The sequence below is a fragment of the Variovorax sp. 54 genome, assembly GCF_002754375.1.
Taxonomy (GTDB): domain Bacteria; phylum Pseudomonadota; class Gammaproteobacteria; order Burkholderiales; family Burkholderiaceae_C; genus Variovorax.
In genome coordinates this window covers 5,575,618-5,601,036 of sequence record NZ_PEFF01000001.1, presented here as the reverse complement: position 1 = coordinate 5,601,036, position 25,419 = coordinate 5,575,618, and the positions used below count along the sequence as shown (strand labels likewise).

The 25,419-nt window shown below is 67.0% G+C and carries 23 protein-coding genes; 10 read left to right on the top strand and 13 right to left on the bottom strand.

The window, feature by feature from the left end:
• The first annotated feature begins 149 nt into the window (after positions 1-149).
• Positions 150-2,234 carry a gamma-glutamyltransferase family protein gene (locus CLU95_RS25580; protein WP_099796189.1) on the top strand — a complete coding sequence of 695 codons (2,085 nt, stop codon included), beginning with the start codon at positions 150-152 and terminating at the stop codon, positions 2,232-2,234.
• A 64-nt stretch (positions 2,235-2,298) separates the two neighbouring features.
• On the opposite strand, the gene CLU95_RS25575 is transcribed toward CLU95_RS25580, so the two are convergent.
• The gene (locus tag CLU95_RS25575) at positions 2,299-3,750 is read right to left on the bottom strand and encodes a M20/M25/M40 family metallo-hydrolase (RefSeq protein ID WP_099796188.1); all 1,452 of its coding nucleotides are present in this window, start codon (positions 3,748-3,750) and stop codon (positions 2,299-2,301) included.
• 104 nt (positions 3,751-3,854) lie between these two features.
• Here CLU95_RS25575 and earP point away from each other — a divergent pair, with 104 nt between their 5' ends.
• The 3 genes from earP (at position 3,855) to CLU95_RS25560 (ending at position 6,636) form a co-directional block, all read left to right on the top strand.
• Positions 3,855-4,946, top strand: coding sequence for an elongation factor P maturation arginine rhamnosyltransferase EarP (gene earP / locus CLU95_RS25570; RefSeq protein WP_099796187.1), 1,092 nt, complete (start codon positions 3,855-3,857; stop codon positions 4,944-4,946).
• A gap of 153 nt (positions 4,947-5,099) precedes the next feature.
• The gene (gene efp, locus CLU95_RS25565) at positions 5,100-5,654 is read left to right on the top strand and encodes an elongation factor P (protein WP_093011949.1); all 555 of its coding nucleotides are present in this window, start codon (positions 5,100-5,102) and stop codon (positions 5,652-5,654) included.
• A gap of 118 nt (positions 5,655-5,772) precedes the next feature.
• Positions 5,773-6,636, top strand: a complete 864-nt coding sequence (locus tag CLU95_RS25560; protein ID WP_099797480.1) for a TIGR00730 family Rossman fold protein — start codon at positions 5,773-5,775, stop codon at positions 6,634-6,636.
• A 9-nt stretch (positions 6,637-6,645) separates the two neighbouring features.
• Here the strand turns inward: CLU95_RS25560 and CLU95_RS25555 are convergent, their stop codons facing one another.
• From CLU95_RS25555 to pncB, 8 genes are all read right to left on the bottom strand, one after another.
• Positions 6,646-7,296, bottom strand: a complete 651-nt coding sequence (locus CLU95_RS25555) for a TetR/AcrR family transcriptional regulator (protein ID WP_099796186.1) — start codon at positions 7,294-7,296, stop codon at positions 6,646-6,648.
• A gap of 2 nt (positions 7,297-7,298) precedes the next feature.
• A complete protein-coding gene (locus CLU95_RS25550) occupies positions 7,299-7,754 on the bottom strand; it encodes a hypothetical protein (RefSeq protein WP_099796185.1) in 456 nt (151 codons plus the stop codon).
• Between the two features lie 89 nt (positions 7,755-7,843).
• Positions 7,844-9,382 (bottom strand): DHA2 family efflux MFS transporter permease subunit, encoded by a 1,539-nt coding sequence (locus tag CLU95_RS25545; RefSeq protein WP_099796184.1) that lies wholly within the window; start codon positions 9,380-9,382, stop codon positions 7,844-7,846.
• A gap of 131 nt (positions 9,383-9,513) precedes the next feature.
• Positions 9,514-10,677: an MFS transporter gene (locus CLU95_RS25540; protein WP_099796183.1), complete on the bottom strand. Its 1,164-nt coding sequence runs from the start codon at positions 10,675-10,677 to the stop codon at positions 9,514-9,516.
• The gene (locus CLU95_RS25535) at positions 10,674-12,050 is read right to left on the bottom strand and encodes a DNA recombination protein RmuC (protein WP_099797479.1); all 1,377 of its coding nucleotides are present in this window, start codon (positions 12,048-12,050) and stop codon (positions 10,674-10,676) included. The genes CLU95_RS25540 and CLU95_RS25535 overlap by 4 nt, the downstream gene beginning before the upstream one ends.
• 40 nt (positions 12,051-12,090) lie before the next feature.
• On the bottom strand, positions 12,091-13,083 hold the full coding sequence (locus tag CLU95_RS25530) for a 2-hydroxyacid dehydrogenase (RefSeq protein ID WP_099796182.1): 993 nt from the start codon (positions 13,081-13,083) through the stop codon (positions 12,091-12,093).
• A 34-nt stretch (positions 13,084-13,117) separates the two neighbouring features.
• The gene (locus tag CLU95_RS25525; protein WP_099796181.1) at positions 13,118-14,530 is read right to left on the bottom strand and encodes a sodium:proton antiporter; all 1,413 of its coding nucleotides are present in this window, start codon (positions 14,528-14,530) and stop codon (positions 13,118-13,120) included.
• A gap of 49 nt (positions 14,531-14,579) precedes the next feature.
• Positions 14,580-15,800, bottom strand: a complete 1,221-nt coding sequence (pncB, locus tag CLU95_RS25520) for a nicotinate phosphoribosyltransferase (protein WP_099796180.1) — start codon at positions 15,798-15,800, stop codon at positions 14,580-14,582.
• A 188-nt stretch (positions 15,801-15,988) separates the two neighbouring features.
• On the opposite strand from pncB, the gene CLU95_RS25515 reads away from it, so the two are divergent.
• Together CLU95_RS25515 and CLU95_RS25510 are read left to right on the top strand one after the other, a co-directional pair.
• Positions 15,989-16,222, top strand: a complete 234-nt coding sequence (locus CLU95_RS25515) for a CsbD family protein (protein ID WP_099796179.1) — start codon at positions 15,989-15,991, stop codon at positions 16,220-16,222.
• Between the two features lie 55 nt (positions 16,223-16,277).
• Positions 16,278-16,688: a hypothetical protein gene (locus CLU95_RS25510; RefSeq protein ID WP_099796178.1), complete on the top strand. Its 411-nt coding sequence runs from the start codon at positions 16,278-16,280 to the stop codon at positions 16,686-16,688.
• A gap of 56 nt (positions 16,689-16,744) precedes the next feature.
• On the opposite strand, the gene CLU95_RS25505 is transcribed toward CLU95_RS25510, so the two are convergent.
• Positions 16,745-17,203, bottom strand: a complete 459-nt coding sequence (locus CLU95_RS25505) for an acyl-CoA thioesterase (RefSeq protein ID WP_099796177.1) — start codon at positions 17,201-17,203, stop codon at positions 16,745-16,747.
• Positions 17,200-18,126 carry a histone deacetylase family protein gene (locus CLU95_RS25500; protein WP_099796176.1) on the bottom strand — a complete coding sequence of 309 codons (927 nt, stop codon included), beginning with the start codon at positions 18,124-18,126 and terminating at the stop codon, positions 17,200-17,202. Before CLU95_RS25500 ends, CLU95_RS25505 begins: the two co-directional genes overlap by 4 nt.
• Positions 18,127-18,311: 185 nt before the next feature.
• On the opposite strand from CLU95_RS25500, the gene CLU95_RS25495 reads away from it, so the two are divergent.
• Complete coding sequence (locus CLU95_RS25495; RefSeq protein WP_099796175.1) at positions 18,312-18,863, top strand: phasin family protein; 552 nt, start codon at positions 18,312-18,314, stop codon at positions 18,861-18,863.
• Between the two features lie 130 nt (positions 18,864-18,993).
• A complete protein-coding gene (locus CLU95_RS25490) occupies positions 18,994-19,752 on the top strand; it encodes a 3-hydroxyacyl-CoA dehydrogenase (protein ID WP_099796174.1) in 759 nt (252 codons plus the stop codon).
• Here the strand turns inward: CLU95_RS25490 and CLU95_RS25485 are convergent.
• The gene (locus tag CLU95_RS25485; protein WP_099796173.1) at positions 19,700-20,647 is read right to left on the bottom strand and encodes a YihY/virulence factor BrkB family protein; all 948 of its coding nucleotides are present in this window, start codon (positions 20,645-20,647) and stop codon (positions 19,700-19,702) included. The two genes, CLU95_RS25490 and CLU95_RS25485, sit on opposite strands and share 53 nt — an antisense overlap.
• A gap of 74 nt (positions 20,648-20,721) precedes the next feature.
• On the opposite strand from CLU95_RS25485, the gene dnaG reads away from it, so the two are divergent.
• The gene (gene dnaG, locus CLU95_RS25480; RefSeq protein WP_099796172.1) at positions 20,722-22,749 is read left to right on the top strand and encodes a DNA primase; all 2,028 of its coding nucleotides are present in this window, start codon (positions 20,722-20,724) and stop codon (positions 22,747-22,749) included.
• A gap of 181 nt (positions 22,750-22,930) precedes the next feature.
• Here the strand turns inward: dnaG and CLU95_RS31220 are convergent, their stop codons facing one another.
• On the bottom strand, positions 22,931-23,215 hold the full coding sequence (locus tag CLU95_RS31220) for a hypothetical protein (protein WP_257214733.1): 285 nt from the start codon (positions 23,213-23,215) through the stop codon (positions 22,931-22,933).
• Here CLU95_RS31220 and rpoD point away from each other — a divergent pair.
• The gene (gene rpoD / locus CLU95_RS25475; RefSeq protein WP_257214732.1) at positions 23,208-25,412 is read left to right on the top strand and encodes an RNA polymerase sigma factor RpoD; all 2,205 of its coding nucleotides are present in this window, start codon (positions 23,208-23,210) and stop codon (positions 25,410-25,412) included. The two genes, CLU95_RS31220 and rpoD, sit on opposite strands and share 8 nt — an antisense overlap.
• The last annotated feature ends 7 nt before the right edge of the window (positions 25,413-25,419 follow it).

Here is a 25,419-nt window from a genome sequence, read left to right as displayed (position 1 = left end):
CTATTGTGGCGCGCGGCGCGAGGCCCCGCGGCGAACCCGGCCACCCCGCACGCACGTGACACGGGCGGGAACGAAATGTGCTCATGATGGGTGCGGGCGCGAGGAGCGCCCGTTGTCCTTCAAATAACAGCACTCGGGAAGCACTCTCCATGAAGAAAAACTCCACGCGCGTGTGGTGGGCCCTGACGCCCCTCGCGCTCTCCCTGGCCGTGGCCGGCTGCGGCGGCAGCAGCAACAACGACGCGCAGAACAACGCCGCGCTCGTCGCGGCCATCGCGGCGATCAACGCGGCCAACCAGCCGCCGCCCACCCCGCCCGCCCCAGACAACGGCTGCCAGATTCCGAGCAGCGGCACCTCCGTGGTCGTCGGCTCGGGCGACCCGGGCGATCCGGCCGCACCGGAACCGGCGTCGGGCTATGTGCCGGGCCACAAGCTGGTCTACGCCAAGAACTACATGGTGGTGGCGAACCACCCGCTGGCCACGCGCGCCGGCTGCGACGTGCTCAAAGCGGGCGGCAGCGCGGTCGATGCGGCGGTGGCGGTGCAGGCCGTGCTCGGTCTGGTCGAGCCGCAATCGAGCGGGCTGGGCGGCGGCGCCTTCATGCTCCATTACGACGCGGCGACGAAGAAGCTGCAGGCCTACGACGGGCGTGAGACGGCGCCTGCCGCGGCCACCGAGAACTACCTGCGCTGGATCGACGACACGAACGACCAGACCGCGCCCAAGCCCGGCGGCGCCCGAGCGAGCGGTCGCTCCATCGGCACGCCCGGCGCCGTGCGCATGCTCGACATCGCGTATCAAGACCACGGCAAGCTGCCCTGGAAAGACCTGTTCGGCTACGGCATCACGCTCGCGTCCGACGGCTTCCTGATCGGCGGACGCATGGCGAGCGCCATCGCGGGTTCCGCGTCGAGCCTGAAGCGAGACGCCGACGCCACGGCCTATTTCTTCAACGCCGACGGCACGCCCAAGGCGCTGGGCACCAAGCTCACGAACCCGGCCTACGCCAGGACGCTCACCACCATCGCCACGCAAGGCGCCAACGCCTTCTACACGGGCGACATCGCCAAGGGCATCGTCGACAAGATCGGCGTCACCACGGCAGCCAGCGACGGCTCGGCCATCACGCCCGGCAAGACCACGCTGACCGACCTGGCCAACTACAAGGCCAAGCGCCGCGACCCAGTCTGCGGCACGTACCGCGACTACTACGTGTGCAGCATGTCGCCGCCGTCCTCGGGCGGCATCGCGGTGGTGGCCACCCTCGGCATCCTGGAGACCTTCAACCTGGGCCTGTACAAGCCGACCGCCATCGACCTCGAAGGCGGCAAGCCGAGCGTGATGGGCGTGCACCTGGTGAGCGAGGCCGAGCGGCTGGCATATGCCGACCGCGACAAGTACGTGGCCGACACCGACTTCGTGCCGCTGCCCGGCGGCAGCCCCGCCATGCTGATCGACAAGTCCTACCTGCAGGGCCGCGCCAGCCTCATCAGCCTGACGAAGAGCATGAACCTCGCCAAGGCTGGCGATCGGGGCGATGTGCCGCTGGGCGTCGACAAGACCGAAGAGCATGGCACCACGCACTTCACCGTCGTCGACAAGCAAGGGAACGTGGTCGTGATGACCACGACGGTGGAAGCCAGCATGGGCTCGTTCCACATGACGCAGGGCTTCCTGCTGAACAACCAGCTGACCGACTTCGCGCCCAACCCGATCGACACCTCGGTGACCCCGAACGTGAAGTTCGCCAACCGCGTCGCGCCCGGCAAGCGCCCGCGTAGCACGATGGCGCCGACGCTGGTGTTCAAGAAGAACGCCGACGGCAGCATGGGCGAGTTCGTGATGGGCACCGGCTCGCCGGGCGGCGGCACGATCATCCAGTACGTGGTGAAGACACTGGTTGGCGCGCTCGACTGGGGACTCGATGCGCAACAAGCCACGTCGCTGGTCGACTTCGGTGCCACCAACACCCCACCACCAACGCCCTCCGGCGCCACCTACAGCCTCACCAACGTAGGCGGCGAGCATCCGGCCATCGACACCTCCAACGCGGGCAACAACGACCCGCTGATTGCTGGCCTGCGAGCGCTCGGTCACACGGTGAACTTCGGCGCGCAGTCCAGCGGCGTGAGCACCATCATCCGCACGAACGTCGGCGGCAAGCCCGCGCTGACCGGCGGTGCAGACCCGCGCCGCGAGGGCATCGTGCTGGGCGACACCTTCACGCCCTGAACGACCAAGGGCCGGCGCAGCCCTCGCCGCGCCGGCCCTTCGGCCTGATCACTGATCTGTCTATTTACTTCGCGACTTCCGACACCAGCCGGTACAGGAACTCGCGCCCGTCGTACAGGCGCTGGATCTCGATGCGCTCGTCCAGCCCGTGCGCGCGCGCATCGGTCGGCTCGAGGAACATGCCGGTCACGCCGTACATCGGGATGCCGGCGTTGCGCAGGAAGCGGCTGTCGGTGGCGCCGGTGCTCATCGCGGGCACCACGGGCACGCCGGGCCACATCTGCTGCGTGAGCGTCTCGACCGTCTTCACGAGGTCGCCGTTGAGCGGCGAGGCCGGGCTGCGCAGCGGCTTGCCCATGTTGCGCACCACGATCTTGTCGTTGCCCACCGCCTGGGTCAGCAGGCGCTCGACCTCCTCGGGATCGTCGTGCGGCAGGATGCGGCAGTTGACCGTGGCCTTGGCCGATTGCGGCAGCGCGTTCTCGGCATGGCCGGCCTGCACCATCGTCGCCACGCAGGTGGTGCGCAGCTGCGCGTTGTAGGCCGGGTTGGCCGTCATGCGCTCGAGCACGCCGGCGTCGGGGTTGCCGCTGCCGATGGCGCGCATGTCGTCGGCCAGCTGGCCGGCGGCAAAGGGTGCGCTGCGCGCGAAGTAGGTCTTGGTGACGTCCGCGAGCTTGATCGGAAACGCGTAGTTGCCCAGGCGCTCCAGGCCGGCCGAGAGCGCGTAGATCGGGTTGGTCTTGGTCGGCACCGAGCTGTGGCCGCCGACGTCGCGCGCCTCGAGCATGTAGGTCGTGTACATCTTCTCGGCCACCTGCATGCGGTGCAGGTTCGGCTTGCCGCCGCGCAGCTCGCCGCCGCCGCCTTCGTTGATGCCGAACTCGGCCTGCAGCAGCTCGGGCTTGTTGTTGATGAGCCAGAAGGCGCCGTTGCTCAGCGCGTCGCCGCGCTCCTCGTCGGCCGTGAGCGCCAGGATGATGTCGCGCTTGGGCTTGAAGCCTTCCTGCTTGAGCTGCCCCAGCACGGAGACCAGCGCCGCGGCCATCGCCTTGTCGTCGATGGCGCCGCGCGCCGTGAAGTAGCCGCCGGTTTCCTGCAGCTTGAAGGGGTCGGTCTTCCAGTCTTCGCGGCGGGCCTCGACCACGTCGATGTGCGCCAGCAGCAGCAGCGGCTTCTTGCTGCCGTCGCCCTTGAAGCGCAGCACCAGGTTCCCCTTCTTCGGGAAGGGCTCGAAGATCTGGATGTCGCCCGCGGCGAAGCCGGCATCGACCAGCCGTTTTTCCATGGCCCGCGCCGCGGCGGTGTTGTCACCCACCGAGTGGGTGGTGTTGATCTCGATCAGCTCCTTGTAGATCTCGCGGAAGCGCTGCTGTTGAGCGGTGAGCGGCGCGGTCTGGGCCTGGGCGCCGGCGATGCCGGCCAGGGCCAGCGAGAGCGCGAGCACGCCGCGTCGGGCGGCGGACAAGGGAGACGAAGAAGAAATCTGCGAACGGCGACGGGTCTGCATCCTCATGGTCTGGCTCTCTCCGATGGTTGTTGTGGCGAGGGCCAGCATAGCAATCACGCGGCGTTTTCGCCTGCGCCTGGGCGACCGCGAAGGCAGGCACACTCGCGGCCATGGGCACGCGCATGCAATGGGACATCTTCTGCAAAGTCATCGACAACCACGGCGACCTGGGCGTCTGCTGGCGCCTGGCCTGCCAGCTGGCGGCGGCCGGCGAGCGCGCGCGGCTGTGGGTCGACGACCCGACGGCGCTGCACTGGATGGCGCCGGCCGGCTGCGACGGCGTGCAGGTGATCGACTGGTCCGACGCCGAAGTCGTGCGCCGCGCCGTTGCCGACTCGGTGCCTGACGTGCTGGTCGAAGCTTTCGGTTGCGACCCGGAGCCCGAACTCGTCGCGCGTTTCGCGCAAGCCCCGAGCCATGCGCAGGCCTGGATCAACCTCGAATACCTGTCGGCCGAGCCCTATGTCGAGAAGCTGCACCGGCTGCCGTCGCCGGTGTTCAAAGGCCCGGGCGCCGGGCTGACGAAGCGTTTCTTCTACCCGGGCTTCACGCCTGCGACCGGCGGCCTGCTGCGCGAGCCCGACCTGATGGCGCGCCAGGCACGCTTCGACCGGGCGCGCTGGCTGGAGGCGCAGCAGATTCCCTGGCAGGAAGGCGAACGCCTGGTCTCGCTCTTCTGTTACGAGCCGCCGGCGCTGACCGCTCTGCTGGCCCAGTTGGCTGCCGACTCGGTGCCCACGCGCTTGCTGGTCACCGCGGGCCGGGCCGCGCGCGCCGTGCAGGCGAGCCTTGATGCGCCTGATCGCCCGATGGGCGTCCAAAGTTCGCTATCAATTTCATACCTCCCCTACCTCAGCCAGGCGGATTTCGACCACCTGCTGTGGGCCTGCGACCTCAACTTCGTGCGCGGCGAAGACTCCCTGGTGCGCGCCCTCTGGGCCGGTGCGCCCCTGGTCTGGCAGATCTACCCGCAGGACGACGACGCGCACCACGTCAAGCTCAACGCCTGGCTCGACTGGCTCGGCGCCCCGCCCGCGCTGCGGCTTTTTCACCACGCCTGGAACGGCTTCGGCGACAGCGCCCTGCCCCCACCCGGCCCGCTGGCGGCATGGCGCGAAACCGCCCGTGCGGCGCGCGACAGGCTGCTCGCGCAGGACGATCTGCTCGCCCAACTGCGGCAGCTGGTCGCCGGAAAAAGCTAAAATAGCAGGCTTTGCGGAATTCAGCCCTGACCGCCGTGGTCCGGGACGCCTTTCGCCAAACCTGCCGCGGGACATGTACGGCGGGGCCAGATACGACGGCACACAGCGCCGAGGGCCCCGCGCACCGAGCGGCCAACATCCAGAGAACCTGATATGAAAATCGCTCAAGAAATCCGCGCCGGCAACGTCATCATGCACGGCAAGGACCCGATGGTCGTCCTGAAGACCGAGTACAGCCGCGGCGGCCGCAACAGCGCCACCGTGCGCATGAAGCTCAAGAGCCTGATCGCCAACTTCAACACCGAAGTGGTCTTCAAGGCCGACGACAAGATCGACCAGATCGTGCTCGACAAGAAGGAGTGCACCTACTCCTACTTCGCCGACCCGATGTATGTCTGCATGGACACCGAGTACAACCAGTACGAAGTCGAAGCCGAGAACATGGGCGACGCCCTGAACTACCTCGAAGACGGCATGGCTGTCGAAGTGGTGTTCTACGACGGCAAGGCCATCTCGGTCGAACTGCCGACCAGCGTCGAGCGCGAAATCACCTGGACCGAGCCGGCCGTCAAGGGCGACACCTCGGGCAAGGTCATGAAGCCCGCCAAGATCGCCACCGGCTTCGAAATCGGCGTGCCGCTCTTCGTTGCACAAGGCGACAAGATCGAAATCGACACCCGCACCGGCGAATACCGCAAGCGCGTCTGAGCGCGTTCGCACCCGGTTGACCACCACCACAAAAAGGCTCCGCAAGGAGCCTTTTTCGTTGGCGGGCACACCGCTTGCGTCGGCGCACAATGTCTGGTCAATTCAGCTCGACAGCTCCATGAACAACACGCACAACATTCACGACAAGCGCCTGGCCGATGCCTGGGCCACGTTGCAGTCCCACTCCGACCGGGGCCTGCCCCTGGACCCCGATCCCTCGCGCCTGGCCTTCGCCGATCCCGAGTTCCTGCTGCGCCGCGAAACGCGCGGCATCCGCATGCAGTTGGAGCTGATGAAGCCCGACCTCGAGCAGCGCGCGCACGGCATCGAGAACACGGTGGTGGTCTTCGGCAGTGCGCGCTTCCGCAGCGAAGACGAAGCCACCGCGCTGGTCACGCAGGCCGAGGCGGCCGGCGACACGGCCGCGGCCGACCGCTGGCGCCGGCTCGCGCGCAACTCGCACTACTACGAGAAGGCGCGCACCTTCGGCAAGCTGGTCGCGCAGTACAGCGAGAAGAAGGAGCCGCAGGACAAGCTCTTCGTGTGCACCGGCGGCGGCCCCGGCATCATGCAGGCGGCCAACCGCGGCGCGCACGAAGCCGGCGGCCTCTCGGTCGGCCTGGCCATCGCGCTGCCGATGGAAGAAGAAGCCAACCCCTACGTCACGCCGGCGCTGAGCTTCAAGTTCCACTACTTCGCGATCCGCAAGATGCATTTCATGATGCGTGCGAAGGCGCTGGTGGCGTTCCCCGGCGGCTTCGGCACGCTCGACGAGCTGTTCGAAGTCATCACGCTGGTGCAGACCAAGAAGTCGAAGCCGGTGCCGATCGTGCTGTTCGGCTCGGCCTACTGGAAGAAGATGATCGACTTCGACTTCCTGGTGGACGAAGGCGTGATCTCGCCGGGCGACGTGAAGCTCTTCGAATACGTCGACGCGCCCGAAGACGCGTGGGACGCCATCAAGCGTTTCTACAAACTCTGACCGACGCGATCAGGCGTCGTCGCTGTCGTCGGGCCGCAGGGCCTGCTCGAAGAAGCGCGTGAGCGCGCGGGCGCGGCGGCGCCGGTCGGCCACGGGGTTCGCGTGCGGCCCCATCGCCACGGCATCGTCGGCCACGCCGTGCAGTGCATTGAAGAGGATCACGGCCGTCAGCGTCGCGTCCTCGACCTCCCACACGCCCGCGGCGTCGCCTTGCGTCAGCAGGGTCACGAGCTGCGTGATGACGACGTTGTCGTTGCGCATGCGCCGGTCCTCGGGCCGGTACTCGTGGAACACCACGTCGTGCAACGCGACGTTGTCCAGGTAGGTCTCCAGCCCCGTCTCCACCCAGGCCTTGAGCCGCGCGCGGTACTTGCCCGGCGCGTGGCGGTCCATCGCCTCCTGCAGGCGCCCGCAGAAGGTGTCGACGAAGCGCTGCTGCAACGCGCCGAGCATCGCCTCCTTCGACGGGAAGTACAGATAGAAGGTGCCCTTGGCCACCTGCGCGCCGGCCGCGATGTCATCGATGCTGGTGGCCGCAATGCCTTTGGTGATGAACAGCTGCTCGGCAGCGTCCATCAGCGCGGCGGCGCGGGTCTGCGGCGCCTTGGTGCGGCGGCGTGCGGTGGTGGCAGGGGTGTCGTCGGGGCTGCTGTTTGTCATGGTCAGGAGGCCGTGGCACCCGCGCGTGCCGTGTCGATGGCAGCGCGCACCGCCGCGGCATCGAGGATCAGGCCGCGCGGCGCCATCACGCGTTCGCGCAACCAGGTCAGGGCTTCGTCGGTGCGGGCGAAGGTGCTGGCGGGAATGCCGAAGAGCTTCTCGACGTTCATCTTGCTGATCTTCTCGAACTGGTCGGCGGGCACCACGCTCGCCATGCCCATCATATGGCGGCGGATGTCGGCGCCGCGCGCCTGCAGCCACTGCTTGGCGCGCTGCGCACTGCCCTCGGGATGCACCAGCGCGTCGGCGTCCGCGAACACGCGCAGCGAGACAAAGGGCTCGCCGCGGTCGAGCCAGCGGTTCCAGTCCTCGGAGAAGGCCTGCATGCTTTCCAGCGTCTGCAAGCCTGTAGACACGCTGATGACCAGCGGCCATTGACTGAGTTCATGACGGACCATGAAAGACTCCTTGGGAATGGACAGAAGGCGTCGGGCACTCCGGCGCAGGAAAGGAACGCGTACAGCGGGCATGGCGAGCGGCTCCCAGCTCAGGCGCGCGTGGCGGCGGCCACTGCGGCGGCACGCGGCCTGACACGCAGCAGCAGCCCCGCCGCCACCAACCCGGCCACGCCGGCACAGGCCATCGCGGCATGGAAGCCGCCCGCGAGCGCATCGCTCAAGAACCGCTGCGCGGTGCCGGCGTCGAGCGCCGCAAGCGCGCCGAGGTCATGCCGCGAGACCGCAGCCACAGCCGCCTGCGACGCATCGGGCACGCCGGCACGCGCGAGCGACTCGGTCATCAACGCGGTGGCGCGCGTGCGCATCAGCGTGCCGAGCAGCGCGATGCCGATCAGCATGCCGCCCTGGCGCAACGCGTTCATGGTCGCCGAGGCCATGCCCGAGCGCTGCGCGGGCACCGAGGCCATCACCGCCGTGCTCGTGGCTGGCACGGCCAGGCCCGCGCCCACGCCCAGCGCCACGAAGATCAACGCCAGCGGCAGGTACGGCGTGTCGGCCGAGAACAGCGTCAGCAACAGCATCGCCGCGCCGATCAGCCCGTAGCCCGCGACCATCAGCGTGTGGACCTCGAAGCGGCGCGCCAGCCGGCCGAACTGCGAAGCCACGACGCCCGTCGCCACGAACTGCGGCACCAGCCGCCAACCGGTCTCACTGGCCGACCAGCCCTGCACCTGCTGCAGGAACAACGAGAAGAAGAACAGGCTCGCATAGGTCGAAAAGCCGAGCACGAACGAGGCGAAGTTGGTGACCGAAAAGCGCGCGTCGCGGAACAGCGCGAGCGGCAGCAGCGGCCGCTCCACGCGCGCCTCCACGACCAGAAACAGCGCCAGCCCGACACCTGCCGCGACAAGAGCGATCACCGCGTGGCGCGAGCCCCAGCCATGTTCGCCCGCAGCGATGAGCCCGTAAGTCAACGCCCCCAGCCAGAGCACGCTGAGCACCTGCCCGGCCGGGTCGAGCGCCGCGTGCTCGGGGTGCGACGACTCGCGCAGGCCCCACATCCCCAGCGCCACGGTCAGCACGCCGATCGGCAGGTTGATGAGGAAGATGCTCTGCCAGCCCGCGTGGTCCACCAGCAGGCCGCCGAGCATCGGCCCGAGGATCAGCGACAGCGCCGTGAACGACGACCAGCCGCCAATCACCCGTGCGCGGCTCGCTGGCTCGGGGAAAGCGTGCGCCAGCAGCGACAGCGCACCCGGAATCATCAGCGCGCCCGCCACGCCCTGCACCGCGCGGCCCGCGAGCAGCATCGGCAGCCCCGACGCCATCGCGCACATCGCCGAGCCCACGGTGAAGACCACCACGCCGGCCAGCCAGGCGCGCTTGCGGCCGTAGCGGTCGCCGAGGGAGCCGGCCGACAGCATGAAGGCCGACAGGCACAGCGCATAGATGTCGATCACCCACTGCAGCCCGGCCAGGTCGGTCGCGAGCGCGCGCTGCAACGTGGGCAGCGCGACGTTGACGATGCTCACGTCGAGCGTGGCAATGAAGCTGCCGAGGTAGACCGCCGCCACCAGGGCCAGGCGGCGGCGCGGGTCGGCAGCCGCCGACGGGGAATGGGAGTCCATGGACGCCTTCGGGTCAGGAACGAAGAAGGCGCCGATACTGACTTTGAGTCAGTATTTTGTCAATCAAATGAGAATTACTGTTATTTGCAACGTGGGATTCAGGCCGCGATCAGGCGCCCTCCCCGTGCATGTCAGAGCTTCAATCCCCAGGTCGCTTTCGCGCCCAGCGCCAGCACGCCGCCCACCACCCAGAACACGCCGGTGATGCCGATCAGCGCACCCAACGAGCCGAACAGCATCGGCATCGCGACGCTCGATGCGTTGATGGTCATGAGCCGCAGCCCGAGCGCTTCGCCATGCCGCGCATGCGGCGTGATCTGGTGCAGCATGCTCATCACCATCGGCTGCACCGCGCCGAGCGCGAAGCCCAGGATCACGGAGCAGATGCCCATGGTCCACGGCGAGTTCAGCAACGGATAGACGGCGAACACGGCGGCGGTGACAACCGTCGAGCTCAGGATCACGCTGCGCTCCGACGCGCGCGAGGCGATCAGCGGCAGCACCACGCGGATGATCGCCGCGGCAATTGCGAAGGCGCCAAGGATGGAGCCGATCACCGAGGCGCTGATGCCCCGGTCGTGGCCCAGCACCGGCAGCACGAAGGCGTGCACGTCCCAGCTCGACGACTGCAGCCAGTTCACGAACAGCAGGCGGCGGAACATCGGCTCGCGCAGCAGGTCCCAGGCCCGCGTGGGCACGGCGCCCGGCACTGGCGGCACCCGCGGCGGCTCGTGCGCACCGCGCGCCAGCAGCCAGCACAGCAGCGGCAGGAAGGCCATCACGGCGAAGCAGATGCGAAAGGCCAGCAGGTCGGCCGGTGCACGGCCGGCGTGATCGATCAGCATGCCGGCCAGGAAGGGACCGACGAAGTTCGCCGCCGCCGGCGCGATGGCCAGCCAGCTGAACACGCGCTTGAGCTGCGTCGGATCGGTGGCCGAGCGCCCCACGTGCCGCTGCAGCGCGATGACGGTCGCGCCGGTGGCGCCGCCGGTCAGCAGCGCGGCGATGCACATGACGGGGAACACCGGAAAAATCAACGCCAGCCCGGCCCCGCCCGAAGCCGCGATCACCGACAGCCACAGCGGCCGCTTGAACCCGTGCCGGTCGGCAAAGCGCCCGGCGGGCAGCGCAAGGAACACTTGGGTCAGCGCGAACAGCGCGATCAGCAGGCCGACGGCTGCGGCGCTGTAGCCTTGCTGCAGCGCGAGCAGCGGGGTCGCGAGCCGCATGCCCGCCATCGTGGCGTGCAGGCAGACCTGGGCGCCGATGACGCGCAGCAGTTCAGAACCTTTCACGGGGTGTCGTCGCCCTCGCTGTCGAGATCAGTGCCGGCAATGGGCGGCAGCAGCGCCTCGGACTGCCCCTCGGGCAAGGCCTCGACCTTGCGCAGCGCTAGCCGCATCTGCTTGGCGCGCGTGTCGGCCTTGTCGATGGTGTCGGAGGCCTTGGCCACTTGTTCCTTGATGCGCGCCACCCATTCGCCATAGCGCTCGAATTCGGTCTTGACCGCACCGAGCACCTTCCAGACCTCGGAGGCCTGGCGCTCCAGCGCCAGCGTGCGAAAGCCCATGTGCAGGCTGTTGAGCATCGCGAGCAAGGTGGTCGGACCGGCCAGCGTCACGCGGTGCTGGCGCTGGATCGCGTCCATCAGGCCGGGGCGGCGCAGAACCTCGGCGTAGAGGCTTTCGACCGGCAGGAACAGGATCGCGAAGTCGGTGGTGTGCGGCGCCGCGAGGTAGTTCTCGGCGATCGACTTGGCCTCGGTGCGGATGCGGGCTTCAAGTGCCTTGGCCGCGGCCTCGGCACCGGCGGCATCGGCGCGCTCGTGGGCGTCGATGAGGCGTTCGTAGTCGTCGCGCGGAAACTTGGCATCGATCGGCAGCCACACCGGCGCGCCGTCATCGCCGCGCCCCGGAAAGCGGATCGCGAAGTCGACGCGCTGGCCGCTGCGCGGCTTGGTCTCGATCTGGCGCGCGTACTGCTCGGGCGTGAGCACCTGCTCGAGCAGCGCCTCCAGCTGCACTTCGCCGAACACGCCGCGCGTCTTCACGTTAGACAGCACGCGCTGCAGGCTGCCGACGCCCACGGCCAGCGTCTGCATTTCGCCCAGACCCTTGTGCACCTGCTCGAGCCGGTCGGCCACCTGCTTGAAGCTCTCGCCCAGGCGCGCTTCGAGCGTGCTCTGCAGCTTCTCGTCGACGGTCTTGCGCATCTCGTCGAGCTTGGCGGCGTTGCTCTGCTGCAGCTGGGCGAGCTGGGTTTCCATGGTCGTGCGCACCTCGGCGAGGCGGCGCGCATTCGATTCGCTCAGGCCCTGCAGCTGGGTGTTCAGCGTGTCGGCCAGGGTTTTTTGCAGCGAGGCGAGCTGCAGCGCGAAGGCGTCGAGCTGCGCGTTCTGCGTGCGCGTGGCCTCGGCGCCCTGCTGCGTCAACGACTGCTGGAAGGTGGCGAAGGCCTGCGCGGTTTCCTGGCGCGCACCGCGCGAGTTCTCGCCGATCTCGCGGCGCAGTTCGCGCTCGGTGCGCTCGTTGGCGCGGCCCATCGCGGCAAGCACGCCCAGCATCTCGCTGTGATCAGGTGCGGGTTGCCGGCGGGCCAGCAGCCAGATGACCAGCACCAGCTGCACCACGGCGAGTGCGGCCAGTGCGAGAAGAATCAATTCCGTCAGTTCCAAGGTGGGGGCGTGTCGCTCTCGCGGTCAGGTTGAACTACTTCGTGGCCGATGGCACCGGCGTGACCGGCGTCAGCGCGCCCTTGCCGCTGCCCCAGGCGATGAGGTTGTCGGCCGCCAGGTCGGCCATGGCGCGGCGCGTGGGCACGGTGGCGCTGGCGATGTGCGGCGTGAGCACCACGTTCGGCACGGTCAGCAGATCGGGGTGGACCTTCGGCTCGCCCTCGAACACGTCGAGGCCGGCGGCGGCGATGCGCTTCTCGCGCAGCGCCACGGCCAGCGCGGCGTCGTCGACGATGCCGCCGCGCGCGATGTTGATCAGCGTGGCGGTCGGCTTCATGAGCGCGATCTCGGCCGCGCCGATGGTGTGGTGCGAGGCCGGCGAGTACGGCACGACCAGCACGACGTGGTCGGCGGTCTTGAGCAGCTCTTCCTTGCCGACGTAGCTGGCCTTGCATTCGGCCTCGAGCGCGGCGTCGAGGCGCGAACGGTTGTGATAGATCACGTTCATGCCGAAGCCGTGCGCGCCGCGCTTGGCAATGCCCTGCCCGATGCGGCCCATGCCGATGATGCCGAGCGTGGCGCCGTGGATGTCGGAGCCGGCGAACATGTCGTAGCTCCACTTTTCCCACTTGCCGGCGCGCAGGAAGTGTTCGCTCTCGGTGATGCGGCGCGCGGTGGCCATGAGCAGCGCGAAGCCGAAGTCGGCCGTGGTCTCGGTCAGCACGTCGGGCGCGTTGGTGCCCAGCACGCCGCGCGCGGCCATGGCGTCGACGTCGAAGTTGTTGTAGCCCACGGCCATGTTGGCGCAGATCTTCAGTTCCGGGCAGGCATCGAGCACCGCGGCATCGATGCGTTCGCTGCCGGTGGTGAAGGCGCCCTGCTTGCCTTGCAGCTTTGCGATCAGTTGGTCCTTGCTCCAGGTCTCGTCAGCCTGGTTCGACTCGACCTCGAAATGCTGCGCGAGGCGCGCCAGGGTCTCGGGGAACACCGCGCGCGCGACCAGGATCTTGGGCTTGCTGCTGCTCATGGAACGTGTCTCTTTCTTTGAAGGGCGGAAGGGATCAGCGGAAGAAGATGAAGGTGGTCAGCACGAACAGCGGGACCAGGATCGCGCCCGACCACACCATGTAGCCGAAGAAGCTGGGCATGCGCACGCCGCGGCTTTCGGCGATGGCCTTGACCATCAGGTTCGGCGCGTTGCCGATGTAGGTGTTGGCGCCCATGAACACGGCGCCGGCCGAGATGGCGGCCAGCGTGGTGGCGTAGGTGGTCATGAGCGCCACCGGGTCCCCGCCCGCCGTGTTGAAGAACACGAGGTAGGTGGGTGCGTTGTCCAGGAACGAGCTCAGGATGCCGGTGGCCCAGAAGTACATGGCCGGGTCAGGCTGGCCGTCGGCGCGCGTCACGGCTGCGACGATGGCGCCGAACGGGCCCTGCGTGCCGGCCTTGAGCATGGCGATCACCGGAATGATCGTCAGGAAGATGCCGGCGAAGAGCTTGGCCACCTCGGCCATCGGGCCCCATTCGAACTGGTTGTCGGCGTGCACCTTGGCGGCGGTGATCTTCAGCGACAGCAGCGTGATGGCAATGAGGCCCACGTCGCGTACCAGGCCCGGCAGGCCCATCTTGGAGCCGTAGATGTCGAAGGTGACCGGCGACTTCCAGAAGCCGCTGATCAGCACCAGCGCGATCACGCCGCCCAGCAGCACGAAGTTGATGGCGCCGTCGAAGCCGATGCGCTTGGTGTCGGGCGTCGGGTCGACCGGCAGCACGCCTTCCTTGCGGTAGTAATGGCGGTCGATCAGGTAGAACAGCACGAGCAGCACGGCCAGGATGAACAGCGTGTCGGGCAGGATGTGCTGCGCGGTCCAGAAGAAGTCGACGCCCTTCAGGAAGCCCAGGAACAGCGGCGGATCGCCCAGCGGCGTGAGCGAGCCGCCCGCGTTCGAGACGATGAAGATGAAGAACACGACCACGTGCGCCCGGTTCGCCCGGTTGTCGTTGGCGCGGATCAGCGGGCGGATCAGCAGCATCGAGGCGCCCGTGGTCCCCATGAAGCTCGCGAGCACCGCACCGATGGCCAGGATGGCCGTGTTGAGCCCGGGCGCGCCGTGCAGGTTGCCCCGGATGTGGATGCCCCCCGCCACCGTGAACAGCGCGGTGAGCAGGATGATGAAGGGGATGTATTCCTCGACCAGCGCATGCACCGTCTGCGCCCCGGCCAACGGCGCGCCGTAGATCACGGCGAAGGGCAGCAGGAAGGCCAGCGACCAGGCGGCCGACACTTTGCCGTAGTGGTGGTGCCAGAACGACGGCACCAGCAACGGCATGAGCGCGATCGACAGCAGGATGCCTGCGAAGGGCACGCCCCACAGCGGCGACAGCGTGGCGCCGTTGAATTCGGCGGCCGACGCGAGGGCGGGGAACATCAGCGGCAGCAGTGCGGCCGCGGCCAGTCGGAGGGATTTTTTCATGGGGCTGTACCGTACCAGACGAAGCGCCGTACGGGGGTCGGTACAGGGTTCACGCGGGGGGTTGTTCGATCTCGAAGACCTGGCGCAGGTAGGCCAGGTATTTCTCGTCCTCGCACATGTTCTTGGACGGCGTGTCCGACAGCTTGGCCACCGGCTGGTCGTTGCACTGGATCATCTTGATGACGATCTGCAGCGGCTCGTAGCCCAGGTCGTTGGTGAGGTTGGTGCCGATGCCGAAGGCCAGCAGGCAACGGCCGCGGAACTGCTGGTACAGCTCGATGGTGCGCGGCACCGTGAGGCCGTCGCTGAAGATCAGCGTCTTGGTGAGCGGATCGACCCGGTTCGCGTGGTAGTGCGCCAGCATGCGCTCGCCCCACTGGAACGGGTCGCCGCTGTCGTGGCGAGCGCCGTCGAAGAGCTTGCAGAAGTACAGGTCGAAATCGCGCAGGAAGGCGCTCATGCCGTACACGTCGGACAGCGCAATGCCCAGGTCGCCGCGGTATTCACGGGCCCAGCTCTCGAAGCCGAAGATCTGGCTGTCGCGCAGCCGCGGGCCCAGCGCCTGGCAGGCCTGCAGGTATTCGTGCGCCATGGTGCCCAGTGGAATGAGCCCGAGCTTCATGGCGTACAGCACGTTGCTGGTGCCCGCCAGCTGCGGCAGGTGTTCGCCGGCGGGCGACTTGGCCGGCGGCGAGGCCACAGCGCCGAGCCGTTGCGTCAACGTGCGCAGCACTTCTTCGTGCCAGTCTTTGGAGAAGCGGCGGCGCGTGCCGTAGTCGGCAATCTTGAGGTCGCCCAGGCCGGCCTCTTGCAGCTGGCTGATCTTGAGGTCAAGGCGGCGGCGGCCTTCCTCGAAGTCGGGGTTCTTCTGCGTGTTGCGAAAGTAGACCTCGTTCACGATGGCCAGCACCGGGATCTCGAACAGGATCGTGTGCAGCCACGGGCCCTTGATGCGGATCTCGAGCTCGCCCGAGGGCTGGGGAATGACGTTGATGTACTTCTCGTTGAGCCTGAACAGTCCCAGGAAGTCGACGAAGTCGCTCTTGATGAAGCGCATCGAGCGCAGGTAGGCGAGTTCGGCATCGCGGAACTGCAGCGAGCACAGGCTGCGGATCTCGTCGCGGATCTGGCCCGCGAACTGCGCGAGGTTGACGCCGGGGTTGCGGCACTTGAAGCGGTACTCGACCCGCGCCCCCGGAAAGTGGTGCAGGACCACCTGCATCATCGTGAACTTGTAGAGGTCGGTGTCGAGCAGGCTGTGAATGATCATGGTGCGGTGCGCGGTGTCTCGTCGGGTCTCTGGCGTCGGCGTCCGTTCCATTATCACGGCCTGCGTCGGCCTCTGCCTACGAGGGTCGGACTGCACGTCCTACCGGCAGGGGGAATCACTCACGCGACATTGATTTCACGGCGGCGGCATGTTCCGCCGGGTCATCACTCTTTCTCAAGGAGATTCGCATGAACAAGGACACCATCGAAGGCAACTGGAAGCAGCTCAAGGGCAAGGTCCGCGAGCAATGGGGCAAGCTGACCGACGACGACTTCGACGTCATCGCCGGCAAGCGCGACCAATTGCTGGGCCGCATCCAGGAACGCCACGGCATCAGCCGCGACGAGGCCGAGAAGCAGGTGAAGGACTGGGAATCGCGCGACGGCCGCTCGCCGGACGCGCTCTGGTTCGAAAAGTACTGAGAACGAACGCGCCCTGCGCTCTTCTTTCCGTCACTCACCGCAAAGGACACACACCATGAAAAAACAGCACCTCGTCATGCTCGCCCTCGCCTCCACCTGCTTCGTCGCCAGCCAGGCCGGGGCCATGACCAAGGACGAGTACAAGGTCGCCAAGGAAAAGGTCGAGGCCGACTACAAGGTCGCCAAGGCCCAGTGCGACACGATGAAGGACAACGCCAAGGACGTCTGCCAGAAGGAAGCCAAGGGCAAGGAAGAAGTGGCCAAGGCCGAGCTGGAGCAGCAGTACCAGCCGAGCGACAGCCATGCCCGCAAGGTGGCCGAAGAGAAGGTGAAGGCCACCTATGAAGTCGCAAAGGAAAAGTGCGACGACCAGACCGGCGCGGCCAAGGACGCGTGCGTGAAGCAGGCCAAGGCCGACGAGGCCCAGGGCAAGGCCGACATCAAGGCCATGAAGAAGACGATGTAAGCGGGGCCCTGCCCCCGCTCACGACGGCGCCTGCGGGCGCCGTTTTTCGTGGGCGCTCAGGCGCGCAGCGAATCGACCACTTGCTGCAGCGCCTCGGGCAACGGCACCGGCCGCTGCGTCGCGCGATCGACGTACACATGCACGAAGTGCCCCTGCGCAGCCGCGGTGTCGGAGCCCTCGGCGAAGAGCGCGATCTCGTAGCGCACGCTCGATCGGCCCGCCTGCGCCACGCGGATGCCTGCTTCCACCGTCTGCGGGAAGGCCAGCGGCGCGAAGTAGTTGCACTGCGTCTCGACCACGAAGCCGATGGTGGGGCCGCCGTGGATGTCGAGCGCGCCGCGCTCGATGAGCAGCGCATTCACCGCGGTGTCGAACCAGCTGTAGTAGACGACGTTGTTGACGTGGCCGTACATGTCGTTGTCGGCCCAGCGCGTCGGGATGCTGCGAAACGCCCGATAGGCGCTGCGGGTGTGGGGCGTGGGCTTGGGGGTGGGTGTCGGGTTCGGGGCGCTCATCGCGCGGCATTTTGCCAGCGGCGCCAGTAGTCCAGCGCCACCCGGAAGGTGCCCAGCTGCACCTGCACCGTCTCGGCGATGTCGCTGGCGTAGCCGCCGGCCATCGCGAAGGCCGTCGGGATGCGGCGCTGCCAGGTCCAGTCGAACACGCGGCGGTCGCGCGCCTCCAGGCCGTCGAAGCTCAGCTTGAGACGGCCCAGCCGGTCGCGCTCGAAGGGGTCGGCGCCGGCCAGGTAGATCACGAGGCCGGGCGAGAAGCGGCGGTCGAGCTCGTCGAGCGCGTGCTCCAGCGCCGCGAGGTAGTCGGTGTCGCCGCAGCCGTCAGGCAGTTCCACGTCGAGGTCGCTCGCCTCCTTGCGGAACGGGAAATTCTTCTGACCGTGCACCGACAGCGTGAACACGCTGGGGTCGCCCTGGAAGATGCGGGCGGTGCCGTTGCCCTGGTGCACGTCGAGATCGATCATCGCCACCTTGAGCAGCCGGCCGGCGCGGGCCTGTTCGACCTGCATGAGCCGCGCGGCCACCGCCGCGTCGTTGAAGACGCAGAAGCCGCTGCCCTTGTCGGCGTAGGCGTGGTGCGTGCCGCCCGCCATGTTGGCCGACACGCCGCCCGCGAAGGCCGCGCGGCAGGCGGCGATGGTGGCGCCGGTGGAACGGCGCGAGCGCTCGACCATCGCCTCGCTCCAGGGAAAGCCGATCTCGCGCATGGCCTGCGGGCTCACACGGCCTTCGCTGACGGCGGCGATCCATTCGGGCGTGTGGGCCAGCGCGAGCTCGTCGTCGGTGGCGCGCGGGGCCGGGTCCATCTCGACGGCCGGCAGCTGTTCCTGCAGGCGGTCGCGCAGCATCGCGTAGCGCGACATGGGAAAGCGGTGGCCCGGCGGCAGGGGCAGGACGAACTGCCCGGAATAGAAAGCACGCATGGCCGCATTCTGGCCGCGCAGGCCGGATTTAGAAGGCCACTTCTAAATTGCTGCACAGCAACAAAAAAGCACTTGCTCGTCACAGTCAGCTGCCTATACTTCAGGCCATGCTGCACCGCAACATGAACGACGAGGCGCAGCGCAACGTGAATCGACCACCCCATCATCCTTTCTGGAGATCTCAAATGGCCCTGACCGCTGACCAAATCCTCGCCGCTCAAAAAGCAAACCTCGAAACCCTGTTCGGCCTGACCTCCAAGGCTTTCGAAGGCGTTGAAAAGCTGGTCGAACTGAACGTGACCGCTTCCAAGGCCGCGCTGACCGAAGCCCAGAGCACCGTCCAGGCCGCCCTGAGCGTCAAGGACGCCCAAGAGCTGCTGACGCTGCAAGCCAGCCTGTTCCAGCCCCTGGCTGAAAAGACCGCTGCCTACAGCCGTCACCTGTACGACATCGCCCAAGGCACGAACGCCGAATTCTCGAAGGCTTTCGAAGCCAAGGCCGCTGAAGCCCAGCAAGCCTTCGTCGGTCTGGTCGACAGCGCATCCAAGAACGCCCCCGCCGGTTCGGAAACCGCCGTTGCCGTGCTGAAGAGCGCCGTGGCTGCCGCCAACAACGCTTTCGAATCGGTCCAGAAGGCCGTCAAGCAAGCGTCGGACGTCGCCGAAGCCAACTTCAACGCCGTGTCGACCCAAGCCGTCGCCGCTGCCAAGACGGCCACCGCTTCGCGCAAGCGCTAAGCACCGACCACCACCAGTTGTCTCCTTGGGTCCTCACGGATCCAATTCAGGGCCTCGTCTCACGACGAGGCCTTTTTTTTGGCCCGGCAGCCGTCTTCGATAATGCAGGTCTCATTTCTGGAGACTCTCAATGCAAATCGACGGCAAGGTTTTTATCGTGACCGGTGGCGCTTCGGGCCTCGGCGAAGGCACGGCGCGCATGCTGGCCGCCAACGGCGCCAAGGTGGTCATCGCCGACATGCAGGCTGACAAGGGCGAAGCCGTCGCCCGCGAGATCGGTGGCGTGTTCGTCAAGTGCGACGTGAGCCAGGAAGCCGACGGCCAGGCCGTGGTGGCCGCCGCTGCCAAGCTCGGCAAGCTGATGGGCCTCGTCAACTGCGCCGGCATCGCACCGGCCGAGAAGACTGTGGGCAAGAACGGCCCGCACGCGCTGGCCGTGTTCAGCAAGACCGTCACGGTCAACCTGATCGGCAGCTTCAACATGATCCGCCTCGCGGCCGACGCCATGGGCAAGAACGAGCCCGAAGCCACCGGCGAACGCGGCGTGCTGATTTCGACCGCCTCGGTCGCAGCCTACGACGGCCAGATCGGCCAGGCCGCCTACAGCGCCTCGAAGGGCGGCGTGGTCGGCATGACCCTGCCGATCGCCCGCGACCTCGCGCGCAGCGGCATCCGCAACATGACCATCGCCCCCGGCATCTTCGGCACGCCCATGCTGTTCGGCATGCCGCAAGAGGTGCAGGACGCGCTGGCCGCCAGCGTGCCCTTCCCGTCGCGCCTGGGCACGCCCGACGATTACGCCAAGCTGGCCAAGCACATCATCGAGAACGACATGCTCAACGGCGAGGTGATTCGTCTGGACGGAGCGATTCGATTGGCCCCTCGCTGATCTCGGACGCCGGCAGCGCCGTGCTGCCGGTGCGGTCCAGGCGCTCGTAGTTCGCGATCACCTGGGCGCCAAGCAGCACCAGCATGGCGGCGATTTCCAGGCTCAGCAGCACCACGATCGCCGTGGTGAGCGAGCCGTAGACGATGTTCACCTGCGACAGCGTCGAGAAATACCAGATCAGCACGCGCCGCGTGGCCTCCCACAGCAGCGCGGCGGTCACGCCGCCCAGCAGCGCATGCCGCAGCGACATGCGCCCCGCCGGCATCACGAGGTAGAGCGAGGTCAGCATGAAGATCTCGCCGCCCAGCCCCAGCAGGTACAGCAGCAGGCCCGAAATGCCCGACAGCGACCAGCTGCGCCCCAGCAGGTCGACGCTTTCCTGCCCCACCAGTTGCAGCGCCCCCGACACCAGCGTGACCAGCAACAGCCCCGCGCACAGGCTCAGGATGTAGAGGTACGGCATCGCCACCGACACCAGGAAGTGCCGTTTGTGATCGTCCTTGCGGTGGTGAAAGATCACCGCCATCGCGCTTTCGAGCACGCTGAACGCCAGCGAGCTGAAGAAAATCATCGTCACCAGCAGCACCGGCCCGAGCACCGAGCGGTGGTCCAGGAAGCTCGACAGCTCGGCCACGATCGCTTTCGACTGCCCCGGCAGCAGCCATTCGAGGTAGCGCCCGATGGTGCGCAGCAGCTCGCCCTGGTCGATCACGTGCGACAGCGCCATCACGCTCACGATCAGCAGCGGCACGATGGACAGCAGCGCGTAATAGGCGACCGCCCCCGCCAGCAGCAACCCCTGGTTGGCACGGAAGTCCTTGAGCGCGCCCCAGACGAAGCGCAGCGGGTGGCGCAGCAGCGGCGCGGCGTGTTGCAAAGGCAGGGGCGTCTTCATGCGTGATGTGGATTTGCGGCGGGGTTCAGTATGCCGCCCGTCGGCTTGCGTATGATTTGCCGCTCCCCGCAGCCATGACCATCCCCGCTTCATTCATCCAGGAACTCATCGCGCGCGCCGATGTGGTCGAAATTGTCGGCCGCTACGTTCAGCTCAAGAAGGCCGGCGCCAATTTCATGGGGCTGTGCCCCTTCCACGGCGAGAAGTCGCCCTCGTTCTCGGTCAGCCCGACCAAGCAGTTCTATCACTGCTTCGGTTGCGGCGTGCACGGCAACGCCATCGGCTTCCTCATGGAACACGCGGGCATGGGCTTCGTCGAAGCCGTGCACGACCTGGCCGGCCAGTACGGCCTGGTCGTGCCCGAGGACGACGTTTCGCCCGCCGAACGCGCCCGCGCCGCCACCCAGCGCCAGAAACAGGCCACGCTGACCGACGTGCTCGAAAAAGCCGGCGACGCCTACCGCAAGGCGCTGCGCCAGGCGCCCGGCGCCATCGACTACCTCAAGGGCCGCGGCGTCTCGGGCGAGGTCGCCAAGCAGTTCGGCATCGGCTATGCGCCGGCCGGCTGGCGTGCGCTGGCCAGCGTGTTCCCCGACTACGACGATCCGTTGCTCGCCGAGAGCGGACTGGTGATCGTCAACAACGAGGAAGGCAAGCTCAGCGACGAGGAGGCCAAGCGCTACGACCGCTTCCGCGACCGCGTGATGTTCCCGATCCGCAACGTCAAGGGCGAGTGCATCGGCTTCGGCGGGCGCGTGCTCGGCGACGAAAAGCCCAAGTACCTGAATTCGCCCGAAACGCCCGTCTTCAGCAAGGGCCGCGAGCTCTACGGCCTGTACGAAGCGCGCGCCGCCTTCCGCGACCGCGGCTACGCGCTCGTCACCGAGGGCTACATGGACGTGGTCGCGCTGGCGCAGCTCGGCTTTCCGAATGCGGTGGCCACGCTCGGCACCGCCTGCACCACCGAGCATGTGCAGAAGCTCTTCCGCTTCACCGAATCGGTGGTGTTCAGCTTCGACGGCGATGCCGCCGGACGCCGCGCCGCGCGCAAGGCGCTCGATGGCGCCCTGCCCTATGCCACCGACACGCGCAGCATCAAGTTCCTGTTCCTGCCGGCCGAGCACGACCCCGACAGCTACATCCGCGCGCACGGCGCCGAGGCCTTCGCGGGCTTCGTGGCCGAGGCCACGCCGCTGTCGCGCTTCATGCTCGAAGCCGCCCGCGAAGGCTGCGACCTGAGTTCCGCCGAGGGCCGCGCCCACATGACCAGCAACGTGCGCCCGCTCTGGAGCGCCATGCCCGACGGCGCGCTCAAGCGGCAGCTGCTCAGCGAGATCGCCACGCTGGTGCAGCTCGACGCCGCGGCGCTGTCCGACCTGTGGGCCACGGCCGCGCCCGGCCCGCGCAAGGGTGCCGGTGCGCCGTCCCAGGCCCCGCAGCGCCACAGCGAACCCGACAGCTACGGCAATGACCCCGGCGACTACTACCCGGACATGCCGCCCGCGCAGGACTACGAGCCGCCGCGCTACGAAAACGAGAGCAAGCCCAAGTTCCAGCCGCGCAAGTTCACCAAGGGCAAGCGCTGGGGCGGCAAGTTCGAGGAGCCCATCGAGCCGCTGCGCGGACGCGGCAAGCCGCCGAGCCGACCCGATGTGGCGGTGCGGCTGGTGCTGTCGAACATGGCGCAGTGGGAAGCGCTGTCGCACGAGCTGCACGTGATGCTGTGCGACCTGCCGGGCGAGCACGGCGCCCTCTTCACCTGGCTGGACAGCCAGCTGCACGAGCACGGCGTGCAACCCTGGGCGGCGCTGCGCGAAGGCCTGCGCGGGCTCGATTTCGCGCCGCTGGCCGAGCGCCTCATGAGCGTTTCGGAGGCCGGGCCGGTGCCCGAGGGCGAGGAAGAACAGCACCTGGCCGATGCCGCCAAGGAGCTGGCGAGCGTGCTCGACTTCATGCTCGACGACCGACTGAAGGCCCAGCAGAGCGAGGCCATCGCGTCGGTCGGAAAAGACCCGAAAGCCCTGGAACGCTACAAGGCGCTGGAAGCCCGCCGGCTCGAATTGCGAGACCGCATTCGCGCGTCGGGGACAGATACTGCTTGAAATTTGCGCAACAGGCTATAATGTAGGGCTTCGCAACTGGCGAAATTAGGCAAGAGCGACAGCAGCACCTCCGGGCCGACCCCTAGCGCAACGCACTCCAACGGTAAATTCCGGCGGAAAGGGTCAATAACCGCAAGGACTGCATACCAAATGTTCGCCCGACATCTTGCCTGGTGAGGAATTAATTCCTCGTTTCCCAATTGTTTTGTCCGTGCCTGTGCACGGGCATGGTGGTGCTGTCCGCGTGACAGCGCGCCTGTGATCCCGCTTGTCTTTTCTTGTCGTAACGAGGTCGTATGCCCAGTTCAAAGAAGCCTGCTCCTTCACTTGCCAAAAGCGTCGTCAAAAGCGTCGCCACCAAGCCCGCAGCAGAGAAACCGCTGAAAGCCGGTGCCAAACCGGCAACCAAGACGGCTGCCGCCGCGTCCAAAACGGCAGCCGCAACGAAAGTGAAAACCGTGTCCACGAAATCGACCTCTCTCGACGATCCCAAAAAAGCCGCGGCCACTGCCACGGCTGCCCCCGCTGCCAAGAAAGTTGGCCGTCCGCCCAAGGCCGCCAGCGCTGCAGCTGCGCCCGCCACCGGCGCCAAGCGCGGGCGCAAGCCCAAGGCCGCCAAGGAAGCCGGCGAGAGCGACGTCGACCTGTCGGACATCGAAGAAGACCTGGCCGGTGACGAGCCCGCGGTCGTCGCGACCACTGAAGAAAAGGTCAAGCCGCTGCGCATGAAGATCAGCAAGGCGAAGGAACGCGCCTTGATGAAGGAGTTCGGCCTCGACGAGACCGTGCTCTCCGAAGAAGACCTGGCCAAGCGCCGCTCGCGCCTGAAGACCCTGATCACGCTGGGCAAGACCCGCGGCTACCTCACGCACGGCGAAATCTCCGACCACCTGCCCGACAAGCTGGTCGACGCCGAGACCATGGAAGTCGTGGTCACCATGCTCAACGACATGGGCGTGGCGGTGTACGAGCAAACCCCCGACGCCGAAACCCTGCTGCTGAACAACACCGCGCCCACCGCCACCACGGTGGAAGAAGCCGAGGAAGAAGCCGAAGCCGCGCTCTCCACGGTGGACAGCGAATTCGGCCGCACCACCGACCCCGTCCGCATGTACATGCGCGAAATGGGCACGGTCGAACTGCTGACGCGCGAAGGCGAAATCGAAATCGCCAAGCGCATCGAAGGCGGCCTGATGGCCATGATGGAAGCCATTTCGGCCTCCCCCGCCACCATTGCCGCGATCCTCGAAATGGCCGCGACCATCCGTGAAGGCAAGGTCGTCATTTCGACCATCGTCGACGGCTTCTCGAACCCCAACGAGGCCGACGACTACGTGGCCGAAGAAGACTTCGACGAATTCGACGAAGAAGACGACGACGACGGCAAGGGCGGCTCCAAGGCCCTGACCAAGAAGCTCGAAGAGCTCAAGAACGACGCCCTCTCGCGCTTCGACCGCATCGCCGAGATGTTCGAGAAGATCCACAAGATCTACGAGAAGGAAGGCTACGGCACGCCGGCGTACACCAAGGCCCAGCAGGCCGTGTCCGACGAGCTCATGACCATCCGCTTCACGGCCAAGACCATCGAGAAGCTGTGCGACCTGGTGCGCACGCAGGTGGACGACGTTCGCAAGAAGGAACGCGAACTGCGCCGCATCATCGTGGACAAGTGCGGCTTCCCGCAGGACGAGTTCATTCGCGATTTCAGCGGCTTCGACAAGAACGGCAACCGCATCGCCTCGAACCTGCTCAACCTCAAGTGGGTCGAGAAGCAGTCTGCCGCCGGCAAGCCCTGGAGCGCAGTGCTCGCGCGCAACATCCCGCCGGTGCAGGAACTGCAGCAGAAGCTCACCGACATCCAGTCGCGCGTCGTGGTGCCGCTGACCGAGCTCAAGGACATCAACAAGCGCATGAACGAGGGCGAATCGTCCTCGCGCGATGCCAAGAAGGAAATGATCGAGGCCAACCTGCGCCTCGTGATCTCCATCGCCAAGAAGTACACCAACCGCGGCCTGCAGTTCCTGGACCTGATTCAGGAAGGCAACATCGGCCTGATGAAGGCGGTCGACAAGTTCGAATACCGTCGCGGCTACAAGTTCTCGACGTACGCCACGTGGTGGATCCGCCAGGCCATCACCCGCTCGATCGCCGACCAGGCGCGCACCATCCGCATTCCGGTGCACATGATCGAGACGATCAACAAGATGAACCGCATCTCGCGCCAGCATTTGCAGGAGTTCGGCTTCGAGCCCGACGCCGGCATCCTGGCCGCCAAGATGGAGATCCCGGAAGACAAGATCCGCAAGATCATGAAGATCGCGAAAGAGCCGATCTCGATGGAAACCCCCATCGGCGACGACGACGATTCGCACCTGGGCGACTTCATCGAGGACAGCAGCAACACGGCCCCCATCGAGGCCGCGATGCAAGCCGGCCTGCGCGACGTGGTCAAGGACATCCTCGACTCCCTCACGCCACGCGAAGCCAAGGTGCTGCGCATGCGCTTCGGCATCGAAATGTCGACCGACCACACGCTGGAAGAAGTCGGCAAGCAGTTCGACGTGACCCGCGAGCGCATCCGCCAGATCGAAGCCAAGGCGCTGCGCAAGCTGAAGCACCCGTCGCGTTCCGACAAGCTGCGCAGCTTCATCGACACCCTGTAATCCAGGT